The following is a 15,544-nucleotide window of genomic DNA, read 5'->3' on the forward strand; positions in this document are numbered from 1 at the left end:
GGGCACCGCGTTGTCCCTGACATCAGGTGGTCAGGAAGTCCTCGCCCTCACGCGCGTCGAGGCGTCCGAGGATGCTCTGGACGGTGCGATCCCGCGCCAGGCCGGAGTCCATCCCGGGTGCGATGATGCCGCGGACCTTCGAGACCACAGTCCATCTGCGCGGACGAAACACCTGCACATCCCGGCGACACAGGCCCTCGACGATGGCCTGCGCCGCCTGCTCGGGGCTGATGCCAAGCGCGCCGCAGCCAAGGCCCGCCGTGAGGCGGCCCGGAAGGCGGCGGCGGCCAAGCGGGCGGCGGCCCGAGCGGCGGCCAAGCGGGCGGCGGCGAGAAGAGCGGCTGCCCAGGTGAGGGCCCGCGCGGCCCAGGCGGCCAAGAAGGCGGCGGCTCGCAGAGCCGCGGCCCGCAAGGCGGCCGCCCGGCCGAAGCCGCGCGCCAAGCCCCGCTCCCAGCCGAAGCCGAGGCCCAAGCCCCGACAAGTGAAGCGGGCGGTCAAGAAGGTCGCCAAGGAAGTCCGGGAGGAGGCCCAGAAGACCGCCAAGGACGAGGCACAGGGCGCGGCGTGCGAGTCGGCCGCGGGCATGGCCAACAGCTTCGTCCCCGGCACCCAGGTCCTCATGGCCGACGGCTCGACCAAGCCGATCGAGAAGGTCAGGCCGGGCGACAAGGTGGTGGCCACGGACCCGAAGACGGGGAAGACCTCCGTCCAGACGGCCGCGGCGACGATCGTGGGCAAGGGCAGCATGGATCTCGTCCGCATCACGCTGAAGATCCACGACGGCTCCACCGCCAAGACCGCGACCACCACGGTCACCGCGACGGCCGGACACCCCTTCTGGTTCCGTCCCTGCGGGAGTGGGTCGACGCGGGCGAACTCGAACCCGGCCAGTGGGTCCAGACGTCCTCGGGCACCTGGGTTCAGATCAGTGCGGTCAAGGCGTGGACTGCGCAGAAGGCGACGGTTCACAACCTGACCGTCACGGATGCGCACACGTACTATGTGCTGGCGGGGGCTACGCCCGTACTCGTTCACAACTGCGGTTGGAGCGAACTCGCGGCTTAGAGGATGTCTCATGTGGCGAGTCTCGCGAGCTTCTTGTAGCAGGTGAGGGTGGCTGCGAGGCCGGGGAAGGCGAGGAAATGGGAGCCCTTTCGCTCGTACCGGACGGTGAGCCGGCGGTAGCCGAACAGCCAGGCGATCGACCGTTCGATCTTCCAGCGGTGCCGCCCGAGCCGCTCGCTCGATTCGATCCCGGGACGTGCGATGCGCGGGAGGAGCCCTCGCTCTCGCAGCCACCAGGTGTTCGGCGGAGAAATACGCCTTGTCCGCGCGGAGTTTGACGGGTCGGCGCCGCCGCGGCCCGCGGCGGGAGCGGACGGCGGGTATACCGCGGATCAGCGGCTTGAGCGCCAGGCTGTCGTGGGTGTTCGCACCGGACACCGCGACGGCCAGAGGGATGCCCTGGGCCTCGGACAGCACGTGCAGCTTGCTGCCCTTCTTGCCGCGATCGACCGGGTTCGGCCCGGTCAGCGTGCCCCCCCTTTGGCCCGGACCGAGGCGGCATCGACGATCGCCGAGGTCCAGTCCAGCTCGCCCCGCGCACCGAGTTCGTCCAGGACCGCCCGGTGGAGCCGACGCCACAGCCCCGCCCGGGTCCACGCGGTGAACCGGCGATGCGCCGTCGCGGGCGAGACGCCGAACGTCTCCGGCAGATGCCGCCAAGCACACCCGCTGGTCGGCACATACCCGACCGCTGTGAACACGGCCCGCTCGTCACACGGAGCGGTCCCGCCGCCCTGCGGACGGGAGTTGAACGACGGCAGCAACGGAGCGACCAGTACCCAAAGTGAGCTTGTTCCGCTTTGACGGACACCATCGGTGTGGTGGTCAGGCTGCGAGCGCGGTCTCGTATTCGGCGGGACTGCGGTAACCGAGGCTGCTGTGCAGTCGGTGCAAGTTGTACCAGCCTTCGATGAAGTCGAATATCGCGGTGCGGGCGGCGGCCCGGCTGGGCCAGGGGCTCGTGTCGAGCAACTCCCGTTTGATGGTGGCGAAGAACGACTCGGCGAGCGCGTTGTCCCAGCACTGCCCGGTGCGGGGGACGGACAGGCGGACGCCGAACTCCGTTGCCAGCGTGGCGAATTGCTGACTGGTGTACTGACAGCCGCGATCCGAGTGAAAGATCACCGGCCGGGCGGGGCGACGCTCGCGGCAGGCCGCCGTGAGGGCGTCGGCGACGAGTTCGGTCCGCAGGTGGTCGGCGGTGGACCAGCCGACCACGCGGCGGGAGGCGATGTCGATGACGGTGGCCAGATACAGCCAGCCCTCGTCAGTGGCAACGTAGGTGATGTCACCGCACCAGCGGGTGTCGAGGCCGTCCGGGTCGGGAGCGAAGTCCCGGACGATGAGGTCGGGCCTGGAGGCGGCCCGCGGGTCGGGGATCGTCGTCAGCCGTCGTCGTCTGCGGTGGCGGCCCTTAAGCCCGGCGTCGCGCATCAGTCTGGCGACGCGGCGTCGTCCGCAGTCCTCGCCCTGTCGTTGCAGGGCGGCATGGACCCGCGGGACTCCGTAGGTTCCACGGGACCGCTCATGGACTTCCGTGATCTTCTCGGTCAGTTCGGTGTCCCGGACCGTTCGCGGCCCCGGCTTGGCGGTGCGGCGGGCGTAGAAGGCGGTTCGGGAGACCTGCAGCAGTTCACACGCACGCTTGACGCTGTGACCGCCATGCTTTTCCGCCTCGATGAACGGGTGCACCGTCACCGGGTCTCCTTCGCGAAGAAAGCCGTCGCACGCTTGAGGACCTCGACGTCCTCGCGCAGTCGGCGGTTCTCCCGCCGCAGTGCGGCCAGTTCCTCGCGTTCGCTGCTGGTCAGTCCGTCGCGTTCGCCCGCGTCGACTTCGGCCCGGCTGACCCACAGCCGCACCGCCGTCTCGGTCAGGTCGAAGTCCTTGGCGATCTGGCCGACCGAGCGGTCACCGCGCCGGCACAGCTCGACGATCTCGGCCTTGAACTCCGGCGTGAACGAGCGGCGAGGGCGTGGCTCCTTCTTCCCCATGCTCTCCATGATGGACATCCTTCCGGGGCCGAACCCCTGATCTCGGATGTCCGTCAAAGCGGATCAAGCCCAGGCGCAGTGCACTACTCGAACGTGAGTCCGGTGGTCGTGGCCGTGCCGAGGTCGCGTCGTCGAGTGCCGTCCGCGGCGTCAGGCCCCACCTCGCGGATGTAAAACCTGTCGGGCCGCGTTCCTGAACTGGATCGGGCTCTGTCCGGTTCGGGACTGGAAGTACTTGCTGAAGTTGGTGGCACTGCTGAAGCCGAGGTGTGCGGCAATGCGGACGGCGGTCTCGTCGCTGTGGGCCAGGCGGCGCTTGGCTTCCAGCATGACTCGTTCGTCGATGAACTCCTTGGCGTTGGTACCGACCGCTGATGCGGTTGCCCTCCTCAGCGTGCGCGGGGAGTAGCCCAGGGCTCTCGCGTAGTCAGCGACGTGATGGGTCTTGGTGAAGTCACGCTCGACTGCCTCGCGGAATCGGCGGAAGGTCTCGCTGTCTTCCGTAGTGCTGGGAAGCCCACCGGGCCGGTCGGCCAGCCGGAGCACCAGCACGGACAGCAGGTGCCGCAGGATGGCGATGTGCACGTCGAGCGGACTCGCGCCGACGGCACCGAACTCGTGACAGAGGTGCTCGATCGCCAGATCGACGGCATGGTCGTCGACGGCGTCGTACTGCACCGGGCCACCCAGCGTCTCCAAGCGCGCCGCGACCACCGTGGTCGGATCGAGGAAGTCGCTCTCGAAGAGCACGAGATGCCCCTCGACCTCGCTCAGGTCTCCCCACCTGTGGACCTGCCCCGGACGGACCCACAACCAGCTCCCGGGGGTCGCGTCGTATGTGGTGAAGTCGACCTCCTGCTTCAGCGTCCCGCTGACCGTGGCGATGAGGTGGTGGAAATCGGGGCGCTGCGGCGTCGTGAACCCGCCGCCCCCACGCCGACGGAACTCGGACAGTGACATCACCTCGACGCCGGCCGGAGTGCCGACGCGCGGGTGGAAGTCCACCCTCGGGATGGCATCGCGGGTGCTCTGTCCGATATTCACCATCACGAGGCCAGAACCTACCGCAGCACCGACCGAATTCGGGACCAATGTTGATGTCAGAAACCGCAAGCCGCCCACCAGGCCACAAGCACGAGGGAACGACGAACATGAGCGACAACAAGACCACCGTCCTCACCGCAGTCAAGGAGATCTTCGGTGACAAGGACGTCACCGCCGTCGATCGGTGGGTGGCCGCTGACTACCGCCAGCACAGCTCGGCCGCGCCCGACGGCCCCGAAGGCCTGCGTGGGCTGATCGGGTCACTCACCGACGACGTCCGTCACGAGGTCGCCCGGGTCATCGCCGAGGGCGACCTGGTCGCGGTCCACGGCGTCTACTACGGCTTCGGTCCGGACCCGCTGGTCGCCCTCGACCTGTTCCGCGTCGCCGACGGCATGCTCGCCGAGCACTGGGACGCGCTCACGCCCCAGGTCACCAAGACTGTCTCGGGCCGCTCGCAGGTCGACGGCCCGGCAGAGGTCAGCGACCTCGACAAGACGGAGGCCAACCGTGCCTTGGTCCTCGGGTTCGTCGAGAAGATCCTCAAGGGTGGTGACTTCTCCGTGCTGACCGACTTCATCTCCACCGAGCAGTACGACCAGCACCACCCGGAGATCGCTGACGGGCTAGACGGGCTCGGCGCCGCCTTTGCGGCGTGGGCCGAGCAGGGCAAGAACATCGCCTACGGGACGACTCACCGCGTGATCGCCGAGGGCAACTTCGTGCTGGTGGTCTCCGAGGGCGAGTTCGATGTTCCGGTCGCGTACTGGGACCTGTTCCGTGTCGCCGACGGCAAGATCGTCGAGCACTGGGACATCGTCGTCCCCATCCCGGACACCCTGCCGCACGACAACGGCCTGTTCTGATCGCCGGACCCAAAAGGCGATGACGCGACGGGCCCACCCCGATTCGCCGGAAAAGACGATCGGGCTGAGCGCCGACAAAGGCGTAGCTTCACAACAGCTGACCGCTGTGATCGGCGTCCCCGCCGAGAAATGGGGAGAAGTCGTCGTCGCCTATGTGCAGCCACGGCCGGTTCTGACGGTCGATCCGGCGGCGTTGGAAGCACTCGCCGCGCGCAGCCTCAGCGGCTACAAGTGGCCGACCTCGTACGCCGTCGTGGAGGCCATCCCCAAGAACGCGGTGGGCAAGATCGACAAGGTCGCGGTGCGGGCGACTCATGCCGCTGCGTCGGCCGCCGCCTACAGGCAAGAATCAGGGGATCGGCACGGGCCCGGCTGCCGCTCGACTGGATGCGTATGCCGATGGCCGAGCTCGGCTGGTTCCCGGTCGGGGTGATGATCGGTGGTGCGATGACGTTCGACCATCACACCCACTGCGTCACGACATCGCCCCGCGTTGGGGCGGTCTGTCCCGGGATCCGACGCGAACCGGATGGCCGTGGCGCTGGAGTGGATGTTCGCCGTCGTGCGCAACCAAGTGCGGTCGGCACGGCGGGAGTGGTTCGTCCGTCCCGTCACGGTCGAACTGGAAGGTCCGGGCGGTGGCATCTGGTCCGTGCGACCGGGCGCCGTGGTGAGGGCCGGACCGTCGGACAAGCCGGCGGCTACGCTCACCGGTCGGGCCGTCGGCTTCCCGGAACGGGCCACCCACCGGGCCGACTGGCGCCAGCGGGACCTGCGGATCTCCGGCGGGGCCGACTACGCCGCTCGTTTCCTCGACTTCGTCCGGGTCGTTTAGCCGGGCTCTGCGGGCCGAGGGCCCGGGCGCGGATCAGCAGCAGGGCGATGTCGTCGCCGGCGGCCGTGGGGTGCTGGGTGTCCATGACCGTGTCGCACAGTGCTTCGAGCGAGGATTCTGGCCGGGCGAGTGCCCGGCACAGGATGCGGTTGCCTTCGTCGAGGTCGTGATGGCGGCTTTCGATGAGGCCGTCGGTGAACAGGGCCAGCACGCTGTCCTCGGGCATCGTGAACTCCGCCGCCTCGAAGGGCAGGCTGCCCAGGCCCAGGGGAGGGCCGGCCGGCAGGTCCACGACCTGGGCCGTTGCGTCCGGCCCGACCAGGATCGGGGGCGGGTGGCCGGCGCGGGCCATCGAGCACGTGCGGGAGACGGGCTCGTAGACGGCGTACAGGCAGGTGGCGCCGACGTCTCACGGGGAGACGCTCGAATGCGAGCCGGCCCGCCTCCCACACGATGAGCTCGCAGTCGACCGCCGTACCGTCGGGCAACCGGCGGACGGCCTTCTCGATCTCCGGCGGACGGCGACACGGCCGTCGATCCACCGGCCGGCCCACGGTAGCCATCCCACTTCGGTTATGCGCTGTTGAGCTGTTCACGGACTATCGTCGAGCGTCATGTGATCACCGGTTGGCGAGTGCATTTCATCGCCCGCCGTCCCGGAGGGACCATCACCGCAGGCGTCTGGCGTGCGAAAGGACGCTGGGCGTGGCGCGCAGCCAACTACCGATGATCAAGGGGAGTTCGTCAAGCTGTGCGTGCCGACGACGTGCCCGTTCCCGCCCGGGTCGCATCCGCGCCCCAGCTGGCCAGCAGTCGCAGGGCCTCCGCGGACGGGGAGTTCGGTTCGGCGTGGTAGGTCACCAGCATCTGCTCGTGGGCGTCGGCCTGGTGGAACGACTCGAGGCGGAGATCGAGTTCGCCGACGAGCGGGTGGTGCAGGCGCTGGATACCGTGGCACCTCTCCTTGACGTCGTGGGTGGCCCACAGCCGCCTGAACTCCTCGCTCTTCACGGAGAGCTCGCCCACCAGCGCGGACAGCCGGGGGTCGTCCGGATGGGAGCCGGCATCCATGCGCAGCTGAGAGACGACGTCGCTCGCTTTGTGCTCCCAGTCCACGAACAGGTCGCGGTACTCGGGACGCAGGAACACCAGGCGCGCCCAGTTCTGCTCCCTCGCCGGCAGCTCGGCCCAGTCGCCGAAGACCGCCGCGGCCATCCGGTTCCAGACGAGGATGTCCGAGCGCCGCCCCACGAGGATCGCCGGAACACCGTCCATGGTGTCCAGCAGCGTCCGCAGGGGGCCCCGCACCTGCTGGGCGCGGCCGGCCGGCTTCTTCTTCTGCTGTTTCGGCTTCGCCAGGTGCGTGAGGTGGGCATGCTCGGCGTCGCTCAGCCTGAGCGCGCGGGCGATGGCGTCGAGGACCTCCGCCGACACGTGCCGCCCGTTGCCCTGTTCCAGCCGCGTGTAGTACGCCACCGACACCCCGGCCAGCTGCGCCAGCTCCTCGCGGCGCAGCCCCGGCACCCGCCGGTACCGCCCGTAGTCCGGCAGCCCCACGTCCTCCGGCTTCAGCCGGGCGCGTCGGGTGCGCAGGAACTCGCTGAGCTCGGCACGCGGGTCCAGCGCGCCGGCGGCGGGCTCGTGCACCGGTTCGGGGTATTCGTCCATGTCTCGAGTATTCACGGTCGCACGCACGCCAGCCTGCCCCAACCAGTGGTAGGCATCGCGGGCATACGCAATGCCGTGGCCTGGGTGGATGCCAGCCCGTCCAGGACGCTGGTCACCGTGCCCGGCCGGAAGGCAGCCGGGGCGTGGCTTGCATCAAGAACGGAGCACATCCCATGACCGCAACACAGGGGACCGAGTCGAGGACGCACCAGAGCGAAACGGCCGCGGAGGTGGTCGGCCGCCTTCGTGCGACGTTCAACACCGGCGTCACCCGCCCACTGGACTGGCGCGTCAACCAGTTGCAGCGGCTGCGGGCCCTGCTGGTCGAGAACGAGCAGGAGCTGATCGAAGCGCTCTGGGCGGACCTGAGGAAGAACGCCGCCGAGGCCAAGACTCAGGAGATCGACTTCACTGTCGTCGACATCGACGAGGCACTGGCGAACCTTGAAAACTGGCTTCAGCCTCGCCCGGTGGAGGTTCCCGCCCACTTCGGTCCCACGACCACGGCCTACACCACGTACGACCCGCTCGGGGTCGTCCTGGTGATCGCTCCGTGGAATTTCCCGCTCCACCTTCTCATCGACCCCATCATCGGCGCGCTGGCCGCCGGGAACACCGTGGTGGCCAAGCCGAGCGAGATCTCGGTGCACACCTCGGCGGTCGCTTCACGCCTCCTGCGACAGTACTTCGACGCCGATGTGCTCACCGTCGTCGAGGGGGGCGCCGAGGAGACCACGGCCCTCCTGGCGCAGCGTTTCGACCAGATCTTCTACACCGGCAATGGCACCGTCGGCCGGATCGTCATGGCCGCAGCCGCCAAGCACCTCACCCCGGTCACGCTCGAACTCGGGGGCAAGTCGCCGGTCTTCGTGGCGCCCGACGCCGACGTGGACGAGACCGCGAAGCGGCTGGTCGGTGCCAAGTTCGGCAACGCGGGGCAGCAGTGCGTAGCCCCGGACTATGTTCTGGCTGATCCGGCCACCGCCGCCGCGCTGGTTCCCGCCCTGCGCGTGGCGGTCGAAGCCCAGTTCGGCACCACCCCGCAGACCTCAGGCGACTTCGGCCGGATCATCAACGAGCGGCACTTCGACCGGCTCACCGCTCTGCTGGATTCCGGCCGGGCGGCGGTGGGAGGCCAGCACGACCGTGACGACCTGTACATCGCACCGACCGTGCTCACCGACGTCGACCCCGCATCGCCGGTCATGCAGGAGGAGATCTTCGGTCCGATCCTCGCCGTCGTCGAAGTCGCAGACCTCGATGCCGCCATCGCCTTCATCAACGAACGCGACAAGCCGCTCGCGCTCTACGCGTTCACCGAGTCCGAGGCCACCAAGTCGCGTCTCGTGAATGAGACGTCCTCCGGAGGCGTCGCCTGGGGCCAGCCGGTGATACAGCTGCTCATGCCGGGACTGCCTTTCGGCGGCGTCGGCGAAAGCGGCTTGGGTCGGTACCACGGTCGGTATTCCCTCGAGGCGTTCAGCCACCTCAAGGCTGTCGCGGACGTGCCGCTCAGCTAGTCGCGCGCTTTCGTGAAGCAGGCGGTCCGATGGGCGATCGGCCGGCGGAAGTGCCTCAGGCCGGTGAGAATGAGGAGCGCTGAGATCGCTGTTCCCGCCACCGCCGGAAGCGCGTTCCAGGTGAAGCCGTGTATCGGTCCTCTTCGCGGGGGCGCGACGAGGGAGCCGGTCGCGGCGCGGCCTGCAGACACCGATCCGTACCGACTCCGGCGGGCAGTTGCGCTTGACCGGCGTCGACGCCGACGGCATGCGGTTCTCACCGCGCTCGCCGCCCACACCACCCACACTCCGATCGCTTCATGGACCGCGTCACCGTCAGCGGGCCCGCGCCTGCCCGAGGACCGCATCCGCGCCTCCGCCGACAGCGTGGACCCCCTGCGTCGCAGACCTTCCTCCCGTTTCCTCCGTATTGCAGAAAGAAAGAAAGAAACCCATGACTGTCAACATTTCAGAAGTTTCGCCCGTTCCATCGCTTTTCTCCCCCGTCTCCCTAGGGAAGATCGAGCTCGCCAACCGCGTCGTCATGGCACCCATGACCCGGGTCCGGGCCGGTTCCTCCGGCATTCCCGGGGACCTGATGGTCGAGTACTACCGGCAGCGGGCGAGCGTCGGGCTGATCATCACCGAGGGCACCTACCCCGACCACGCGTCGCAGGGGTATGTCGGTGAGCCGGGCATCGCCACCGACGAGCAGGCGACCGGCTGGCAGCGGGTGTTCGAGGCGGTGCACGCCGAGGGCGGCCGTATCGTCCTGCAGATCATGCACGCCGGCCGGGGCACCCACCCCGACATCAACGGCGGCCGCCGCATCCTCGCCCCCAGCGCGATCGCCATCGACAACAAGACGTTCACCGAGAAGGGCGAGCAGCCCTACCCCGTACCGGAAGCGATGACCACTGCAGAGATCCGGGCAGCAGTGGAGGACTTCGTTGCTGCGGCCTGCCGGGCCATCGAGGCGGGAGCGGACGGCGTGGAAATCCACGGCGCCAACGGCTACCTGCTCCAGGAGTTCCTCTCCCCGGCGGCCAACCAGCGCACCGATGGATACGGCGGCTCGCCGCAGAACCGCGCCCGCTTCGTCGTCGAGGTCGTCACGGCGGTCGCCCAGGCCGTCGGTGCCGAGCGGGTCGGGCTGCGAATCTCGCCGGAGGTCGACCTCGGGGACGTCTTCGAGACCGACCGGGACGACGTTCTGGCCACCTACGGCACCCTGATGGACCAACTGCGCCCGCTGGGCCTGGCCTACCTCTCCGTACTGCACGCCGAGCCGGGCGGCGACCTGGTACAGGAGCTGCGGCGGCGCTTCGACGGCAAGCTGATTGTCAACAGCGGCCCCTTCGGGGGGCAGACCACCCGCGAGCAGGCGCTCCAGCAGATCGCGGCTGACCACGCCGATGCCGTGGCCGTGGGCCGGGCCCTCATCGCCAACCCCGACCTGGTCGAGCGCTGGCAGGGTGGCCACCCGGAGAACGAGCCGCGGCCGGAACTGTTCTACGGGGTGGGCGCCGAGGGCTACACCGACTACCCCTTCCTCGAAGCGGCTTGAGGCCCACGGTCACGCCTGTCCATGCGGCAGCCCCACTCACACATGGACAGGCGCCCGACCGGCGACACTGTGTCCGCCCTTTGAGCCCGCGGTCACACCGGCGATCACCGGCTCGAGGACCGTCGGGTCCGTCAGGGCGTTGACGGTCCGCAAGTTCCTGGTCAGCAGCCTGCGTTCGGTGACCTCGTCGAGCACATCGCTCTCGTGCGTGGCCACCGCGGCGGCCTTCGGCCACAGCTGACGCCTATGACAGTTTTCCGGCGGCGGCCCATCCACCAGGTCCGCCTTCCGTAAGGGGAGTCCTTCGCCGATATCCGTCCCCGCTGTACACCGGCGCCCATACCGTCCAGCCCGAACGCTGGGAACGGGGGTGACGAAAGGGGCTGTCGGTGGGGAGGGATCTGGGTCTGGACGGGGTGGTGGACTACTTCACCCTGTCCTGCGACGAGGCGGGCTGGTTACGGAACATAGGCGGCGCTACCAGGCTGGGCTTCGCCGTCCAGCTGAAATTTTGCGGCGGCGACCTCGGAGGCGCTTCACGAGTTACTTGGCTGATTCGCCGCTCGTTAACGGCTCCCGAACCGACGCCACCACTGGTCCAGGGCCCTTCACGCCGGAGGGCCCTGAGCCATGCCCGCAGTGGACAACGGACAGAACGAAACCCCATCCATAACTTCGGCTGCGCCGCCCACCCCGCAGCGTCGGGTCGTTGACCCGGCACGGCGCGCATCGGCTCGGGCAGCGACCAGGCGAGGGAAGGTGACCTTTCAGGCCTGGCCCTCGGCCGGTGCGGTGGTGGGATGTCCAGGCTCGGGAGTGCGGTCCTTCAGTGCTGTCTCGCGGATGAACAGAGTCAGTACGAGGCCGAGTAGAGCGGCGGGAGCTGCGAACAGGAACAGGTCGGCGATGCCGTCCCCGTAGGCGCTCGTGACGACGGTGCGCAACGGCTCGCGGAGCTTGGACACGTCCGGGACGGCACCTTGGGTGTCCGATCCTCCGGCCGGTGCGCCGATCCTGGTGAGCCCGTCGGCGAGATAGTGGGTCACGCGGCTGGAGAGCAGGGCGCCGAGTGCGGAGACGCCGATGGTGCCGCCGAGTGAGCGGGCGAAGGCCACCAGGGAACTCGTGGCACCCAGGTCGGTACCGTCCGTCTGGTTCTGTGCCGCGAGCACGAGGTTCTGCATGCTCATTCCGAGGCCGAGGCCGGTGAACGCCATCGCGCACGCGACCTGCCAGTACGGAGTGTCGTGGTGGAGGCGGGCCAACAGGGCCAGGCCGGCGGTCAACAGGACTCCGCCCGTCACCAGCCATGCCTTCCAGCGCCCGGTTGCGGTGATGAACCGACCGGAGACGGTGGAGGCCAGGAACAGGCCGGCGATCACCGGGGCGGTCATGAGCCCGGCCATGGTCGCGGATTCGCCCAGGGCGAGTTGGAAGTACTGGCTGAGGTAGACCGTGGCGGCGAACATGGCGGCGCCGACGAAGAAGGAAACGGAGCTGGCGAGAGCGATGGTGCGGTTGCGGAAGAGACGCAGCGGAATCACCGGATCGGCCGCCTTGGTCTCGGTGACGGCGAACAGGACCGCCAGGGTCACGGACCCGCCGATCATGGCGTAGGTCTGCCAGGAGTTCCAGGCGAACGAGTACCCGGCCAGGGTCAGCCACACCAGCAGCAGACTGACAGTGGAGGTGATCAGCGCGGCACCCATCCAGTCCACTTTCTTGCCCCCGTCGCCGACCGGCAGATGCAGGGTCCGTTGCAGAACGCCCAGCGCGACGACGGCGATCGGCACACCCACGTAGAAACACCAGCGCCAGCCGAGCCAGGACGTGTCGGTGATGACACCTCCGATCAGCGGTCCGGCGACCGTGGCCACGGCGAACACCGCACCCAGGTAGCCGTTGTAGCGTCCCCTCTCACGCGGCGGGATCATCGAGGCGAGGACGATCTGGGACAGTGCGACCATGCCACCCGTGCCCACGCCCTGAACGGCGCGCATCGCGATGAGAAGTCCGGTGCCGTGGGCGAGCCCGGCGAGGACGGACCCCGTCACGAAGATCACGAGAGCGGTCTGGACCAGCCGTTTCTTGTCGTAGAGGTCCGAGAGTTTGCCCCACAGCGGGGTGGACGCTGTCATCGCGAGCAGCGTCGAGGTGACGACCCAGGTGTAGGAGGACTGGCTTCCTCCCAGGTCCGCGACGATGTGGGGAAGCGCGTTGGAGACGATCGTGGAGGACAGAATTGCCACGAACATGCCAAGCAGGAGCCCCGACAGGGCCTGCATCACCTGGCGTTGGGTCATGACCGGTGCGACGGAGGCGGACTGGGAGGCCTCTGAGGACTGCGGTTGATCGGTGGTCGTCATGGGTGCTCTCAGGGTCGCGGGATCGCGGAGCGGGGCGCGGCGGCGGTGAACCGCACGGCACCCCGGCCCGCAGATTGATCAGTGGTTGTTCATGACGCCCAGGGAGCCGAGCATCGCGAGGAAGTCCGTGGTGTCCCAGTGCTCGACGATTACCCCGTCCTCGAAACGGAAGGTGTCGGCGGTGGTGAAGTCGACGGCCCGACCGGTGACGGGGAGAGGGCCCAGCTCTCCGAGGTGGTAGCCGTCCCAGCGGCTGCGGGTGATCACCCGGTCCCGCTCGGCCACGATCTGCACCTGGTAGGCGCGGCCCTTCTGGAAGACCTTGCGGAAGCCGACGAACTCCTCGTTGAAGTGGGAGGCACCGTCGGGGGCGCGGCCGGTGTTCTGGATGTAGGCGTCGGCCATCCCGTAGGCGTCGTCGGCGTTGCCAGTGGCCACTACGCCTTCGTACATGGCGCGTACCTGGGACTTGTGCCAGTCCGGCCTGGTGGTCTGCTGGTTGACGCCGACGCCGAAGGGGGAGCCGGGCTTCTCGTCGAACAGCGGGATGCTCGCGGGAATCAGGCCCAACTCGGCGAGGATCCGGTAGCTGTCCTCCACCTCCCAGTGCTCGACCAGGCGGCCGTTACGGTGCCGGAAGAAGTGGTGGTTGCCGATGCGGAAGCTCTTCCCCGTAGGGTCATGACCGGCGTACGGCCCCTCGTGTGTACCGGAGACGTAGGTGCGCAGGGCGACCATGTCGTCCTCCACGACGACACCCACGTTCTCGTGTACCTCGTAGGACAGGTCGGGGAAAGCGGTGCGCAGGGTGAGCAGACGGTTCTTCTCGCCGTTGCGGCCGGTGGTTCCGGTGCGCCGGTGGCTCTCGAAGGTCGGGGCCAGCAGGTGGTCCACATCGTCGTCGGTGCCTTCGTTGAGGGCCTGGATGTACTCCCGTACGAGGACGTCGGCCTGTTGGTTCTCCCAGGTGAAGTGGAAGCCGTCGAGGCTGGTGGCAGGGATCAGACTCATGGTGGTGCCTTTCGTGCTGAGTCAGGTTGTTGGGACCCCCCTTTGGTGTGGCCGGTCAGATCACGCCCATCATGTGGGCGATCTTCTGGTCGGCTTCCTGGTCGGACAGGGAATCGACGAGGTCGAGGATCTTCTGGTCCTCGGGGTCGGTGAGCACCCGTGTGGGCGGGTTCGGGTCGGCCAACAGGCCGGCGATCTGGGCGGCCACGCCCTTCGGGTCGACGCCGCCGTCGGCCGCTTCGAGATCCGCTTTGGCGAACCGTCGCAACGACTCACCGTAGAGAGCCTCCTGCTCGGGTGTGAGGCCGTCGATGAGAGCCTGTTGATTGCGTGCCGCCTTGGGGAGCGCGTTGGTGCGCATCTTTCCGGCGCGGACGATGGTGACCGGGATGGACCAGGGCAGTAGTTCGCGGCGCAGCAGGTCCATCAGGCCCTCCATGGCGAACTTGGAACCGGCCAGGATGCCCTTGTACGGCAGGGCGACGTGTCCGGTGAGCGAGCCGATCTCCACGATGCGACCGCGGCCGCGCCGGAGGGCAGGAAGCAACGCTTTGATGGTGGCCACATGCCCGAAGACATTCACGTCGAACTGGCGGCGGATCCCCTGCATGGAGACGATCTCCATCGGCCCGGGAACGAGGATGCCGGCGTTGCTGATCAGGGCGAACAACCCCTGATCGCCAACCTGTTCATCGACAATGCGGGCCATCTCCTCGACCTGGGCGTCATCGGTGATGTCCATGACGATGGGAGTGACCCCGCCTTCGGTGGCCGAGGAGAGGTCGTCGGACTCGGCCTCGCTGAGGGTGGTGCCGAAGACGCGATAGCCCTCTTCGGCCAGCAGGGTCGCAGTGGCCCTGCCGAGGCCCTCGGAAGCACCGGTGACGACGACAGCTCGGGGATTGCCGGCCATGGGATTTCCTCTCCGGAGGGTGGCGCCGTCCAGTCGCAGGGGGCGGCGATAGGAGGCGGGAGGCACCCTTCCTTGATTTCTGAGCGCGGCCGTATTCGCTCGAGCCGCAAAAGTCATAATCCCATATTCTTATGTGAATCAACTTGTGTCAAGGGCAGCGCAGACTACTCCGAGGGGTGACTGTTGTGTGACTGATGGTGATGCAGGTGCGCTGCAGCAGTGCGCCTGCGCGGTCGAGGTTGTTGTCCAGGCGCGAGCTGTCCAGGGCGGCCTGTCGTAGGGCGTAGAAGTTCCACCATGCTGCTTGCGTGGGGTCGTTGGTTCGGCCGGCTTCGCCATGCTGCTGTGCCGCCCGGCTGAGGTCGGCGGTGGCGTCCAGGGGCGACTTCGAGTGGCGGCGGCCTGGGTGGCGTACTCGCCTGTACCCCGTCGCCCTGCTTCGGCGAGGAACATGCGCAGGTTCCTGTCGATGGCTACGTCGATCAGCGCCTCGCCGTACAACCGCCCCGGTCGGTCGAGCAGTGTGCTGTCCGGCTCGAGGGACGCCAGTCTCTGGTCAAGGCGCTATGGATCCGCTCGTTGCATCAGGGGCTCGGAGCGACTTCCCGAGTGGTCATCTGCTCGTATGCCTTGGCGTCGAGCAGTGTGGCCGCTGCGACCTTGATTCGTGCCGGCTTCTCCTGCTTGTTGCGCTCTCGGCGGCTGGTCATGGAGTC

At 68.2% G+C, this 15,544-nt stretch carries 15 protein-coding genes and 2 pseudogenes; 6 read left to right on the plus strand and 11 right to left on the minus strand.

From position 1 onward, the window contains the following. Positions 1 to 564: 564 nt before the first annotated feature. The gene (locus JIX56_RS40760; protein WP_257548600.1) at positions 565 to 1,065 is read left to right on the plus strand and encodes a polymorphic toxin-type HINT domain-containing protein; all 501 of its coding nucleotides are present in this window, start codon (positions 565 to 567) and stop codon (positions 1,063 to 1,065) included. 8 nt (positions 1,066 to 1,073) lie between these two features. Here the strand turns inward: JIX56_RS40760 and JIX56_RS40765 are convergent. The 4 genes and pseudogenes from JIX56_RS40765 to JIX56_RS40780 form a co-directional block, all read right to left on the minus strand. Continuing rightward, a pseudogene (locus JIX56_RS40765) lies at positions 1,074 to 1,841 on the minus strand (IS5 family transposase). A gap of 49 nt (positions 1,842 to 1,890) precedes the next feature. Continuing rightward, complete coding sequence (locus JIX56_RS40770; protein WP_257548602.1) at positions 1,891 to 2,763, minus strand: IS3 family transposase; 873 nt, start codon at positions 2,761 to 2,763, stop codon at positions 1,891 to 1,893. After that, complete coding sequence (locus JIX56_RS40775; RefSeq protein ID WP_257548604.1) at positions 2,760 to 3,068, minus strand: transposase; 309 nt, start codon at positions 3,066 to 3,068, stop codon at positions 2,760 to 2,762. The genes JIX56_RS40770 and JIX56_RS40775 overlap by 4 nt, the downstream gene beginning before the upstream one ends. A gap of 141 nt (positions 3,069 to 3,209) precedes the next feature. Beyond that, positions 3,210 to 4,172, minus strand: a complete 963-nt coding sequence (locus JIX56_RS40780; protein ID WP_257548606.1) for an AraC family transcriptional regulator — start codon at positions 4,170 to 4,172, stop codon at positions 3,210 to 3,212. Positions 4,173 to 4,210: 38 nt separating this feature from the next. Between JIX56_RS40780 and JIX56_RS40785 the strand changes: the two genes are divergently transcribed. The 3 genes from JIX56_RS40785 (at position 4,211) to JIX56_RS40795 (ending at position 5,804) form a co-directional block, all read left to right on the plus strand. Next, a complete protein-coding gene (locus JIX56_RS40785; protein ID WP_257548617.1) occupies positions 4,211 to 4,969 on the plus strand; it encodes a nuclear transport factor 2 family protein in 759 nt (252 codons plus the stop codon). Positions 4,970 to 4,988: 19 nt separating this feature from the next. After that, a complete protein-coding gene (locus tag JIX56_RS40790; protein WP_257548619.1) occupies positions 4,989 to 5,402 on the plus strand; it encodes an AMP-binding enzyme in 414 nt (137 codons plus the stop codon). Positions 5,403 to 5,498: 96 nt separating this feature from the next. Further along, positions 5,499 to 5,804: a hypothetical protein gene (locus tag JIX56_RS40795; protein WP_257548621.1), complete on the plus strand. Its 306-nt coding sequence runs from the start codon at positions 5,499 to 5,501 to the stop codon at positions 5,802 to 5,804. Positions 5,805 to 5,889: 85 nt separating this feature from the next. Here the strand turns inward: JIX56_RS40795 and JIX56_RS40800 are convergent. Together JIX56_RS40800 and JIX56_RS40805 are read right to left on the minus strand one after the other, a co-directional pair. Then, positions 5,890 to 6,156: pseudogene (locus JIX56_RS40800) on the minus strand (PP2C family protein-serine/threonine phosphatase); the annotation flags it as partial. 392 nt (positions 6,157 to 6,548) lie between these two features. Next, positions 6,549 to 7,472, minus strand: a complete 924-nt coding sequence (locus tag JIX56_RS40805) for a helix-turn-helix domain-containing protein (RefSeq protein ID WP_257548622.1) — start codon at positions 7,470 to 7,472, stop codon at positions 6,549 to 6,551. A gap of 173 nt (positions 7,473 to 7,645) precedes the next feature. Here JIX56_RS40805 and JIX56_RS40810 point away from each other — a divergent pair, with 173 nt between their 5' ends. Further along, the gene (locus JIX56_RS40810) at positions 7,646 to 8,992 is read left to right on the plus strand and encodes an aldehyde dehydrogenase family protein (protein WP_257548624.1); all 1,347 of its coding nucleotides are present in this window, start codon (positions 7,646 to 7,648) and stop codon (positions 8,990 to 8,992) included. A 433-nt stretch (positions 8,993 to 9,425) separates the two neighbouring features. Then, positions 9,426 to 10,538 (plus strand): alkene reductase, encoded by a 1,113-nt coding sequence (locus tag JIX56_RS40815; RefSeq protein ID WP_257548626.1) that lies wholly within the window; start codon positions 9,426 to 9,428, stop codon positions 10,536 to 10,538. 36 nt (positions 10,539 to 10,574) lie between these two features. Here JIX56_RS40815 and JIX56_RS40820 read toward each other — a convergent pair whose 3' ends face one another. From JIX56_RS40820 to JIX56_RS40840, 5 genes are all read right to left on the minus strand, one after another. Further along, the gene (locus JIX56_RS40820) at positions 10,575 to 10,754 is read right to left on the minus strand and encodes a hypothetical protein (protein WP_257548628.1); all 180 of its coding nucleotides are present in this window, start codon (positions 10,752 to 10,754) and stop codon (positions 10,575 to 10,577) included. 551 nt (positions 10,755 to 11,305) lie between these two features. Next, positions 11,306 to 12,904 (minus strand): MDR family MFS transporter, encoded by a 1,599-nt coding sequence (locus JIX56_RS40825; RefSeq protein WP_257548630.1) that lies wholly within the window; start codon positions 12,902 to 12,904, stop codon positions 11,306 to 11,308. 78 nt (positions 12,905 to 12,982) lie between these two features. Beyond that, a complete protein-coding gene (locus JIX56_RS40830; RefSeq protein WP_257548632.1) occupies positions 12,983 to 13,915 on the minus strand; it encodes an ester cyclase in 933 nt (310 codons plus the stop codon). Positions 13,916 to 13,970: 55 nt separating this feature from the next. After that, positions 13,971 to 14,828 carry an SDR family NAD(P)-dependent oxidoreductase gene (locus JIX56_RS40835; protein ID WP_257548634.1) on the minus strand — a complete coding sequence of 286 codons (858 nt, stop codon included), beginning with the start codon at positions 14,826 to 14,828 and terminating at the stop codon, positions 13,971 to 13,973. 584 nt (positions 14,829 to 15,412) lie between these two features. Next, positions 15,413 to 15,538: a hypothetical protein gene (locus JIX56_RS40840; RefSeq protein WP_257548636.1), complete on the minus strand. Its 126-nt coding sequence runs from the start codon at positions 15,536 to 15,538 to the stop codon at positions 15,413 to 15,415. Between the last annotated feature and the right edge of the window lie 6 nt (positions 15,539 to 15,544).

It is taken from the genome of Streptomyces sp. CA-210063, assembly GCF_024612015.1.
Classification (GTDB): Bacteria; Actinomycetota; Actinomycetes; order Streptomycetales; family Streptomycetaceae; genus Streptomyces.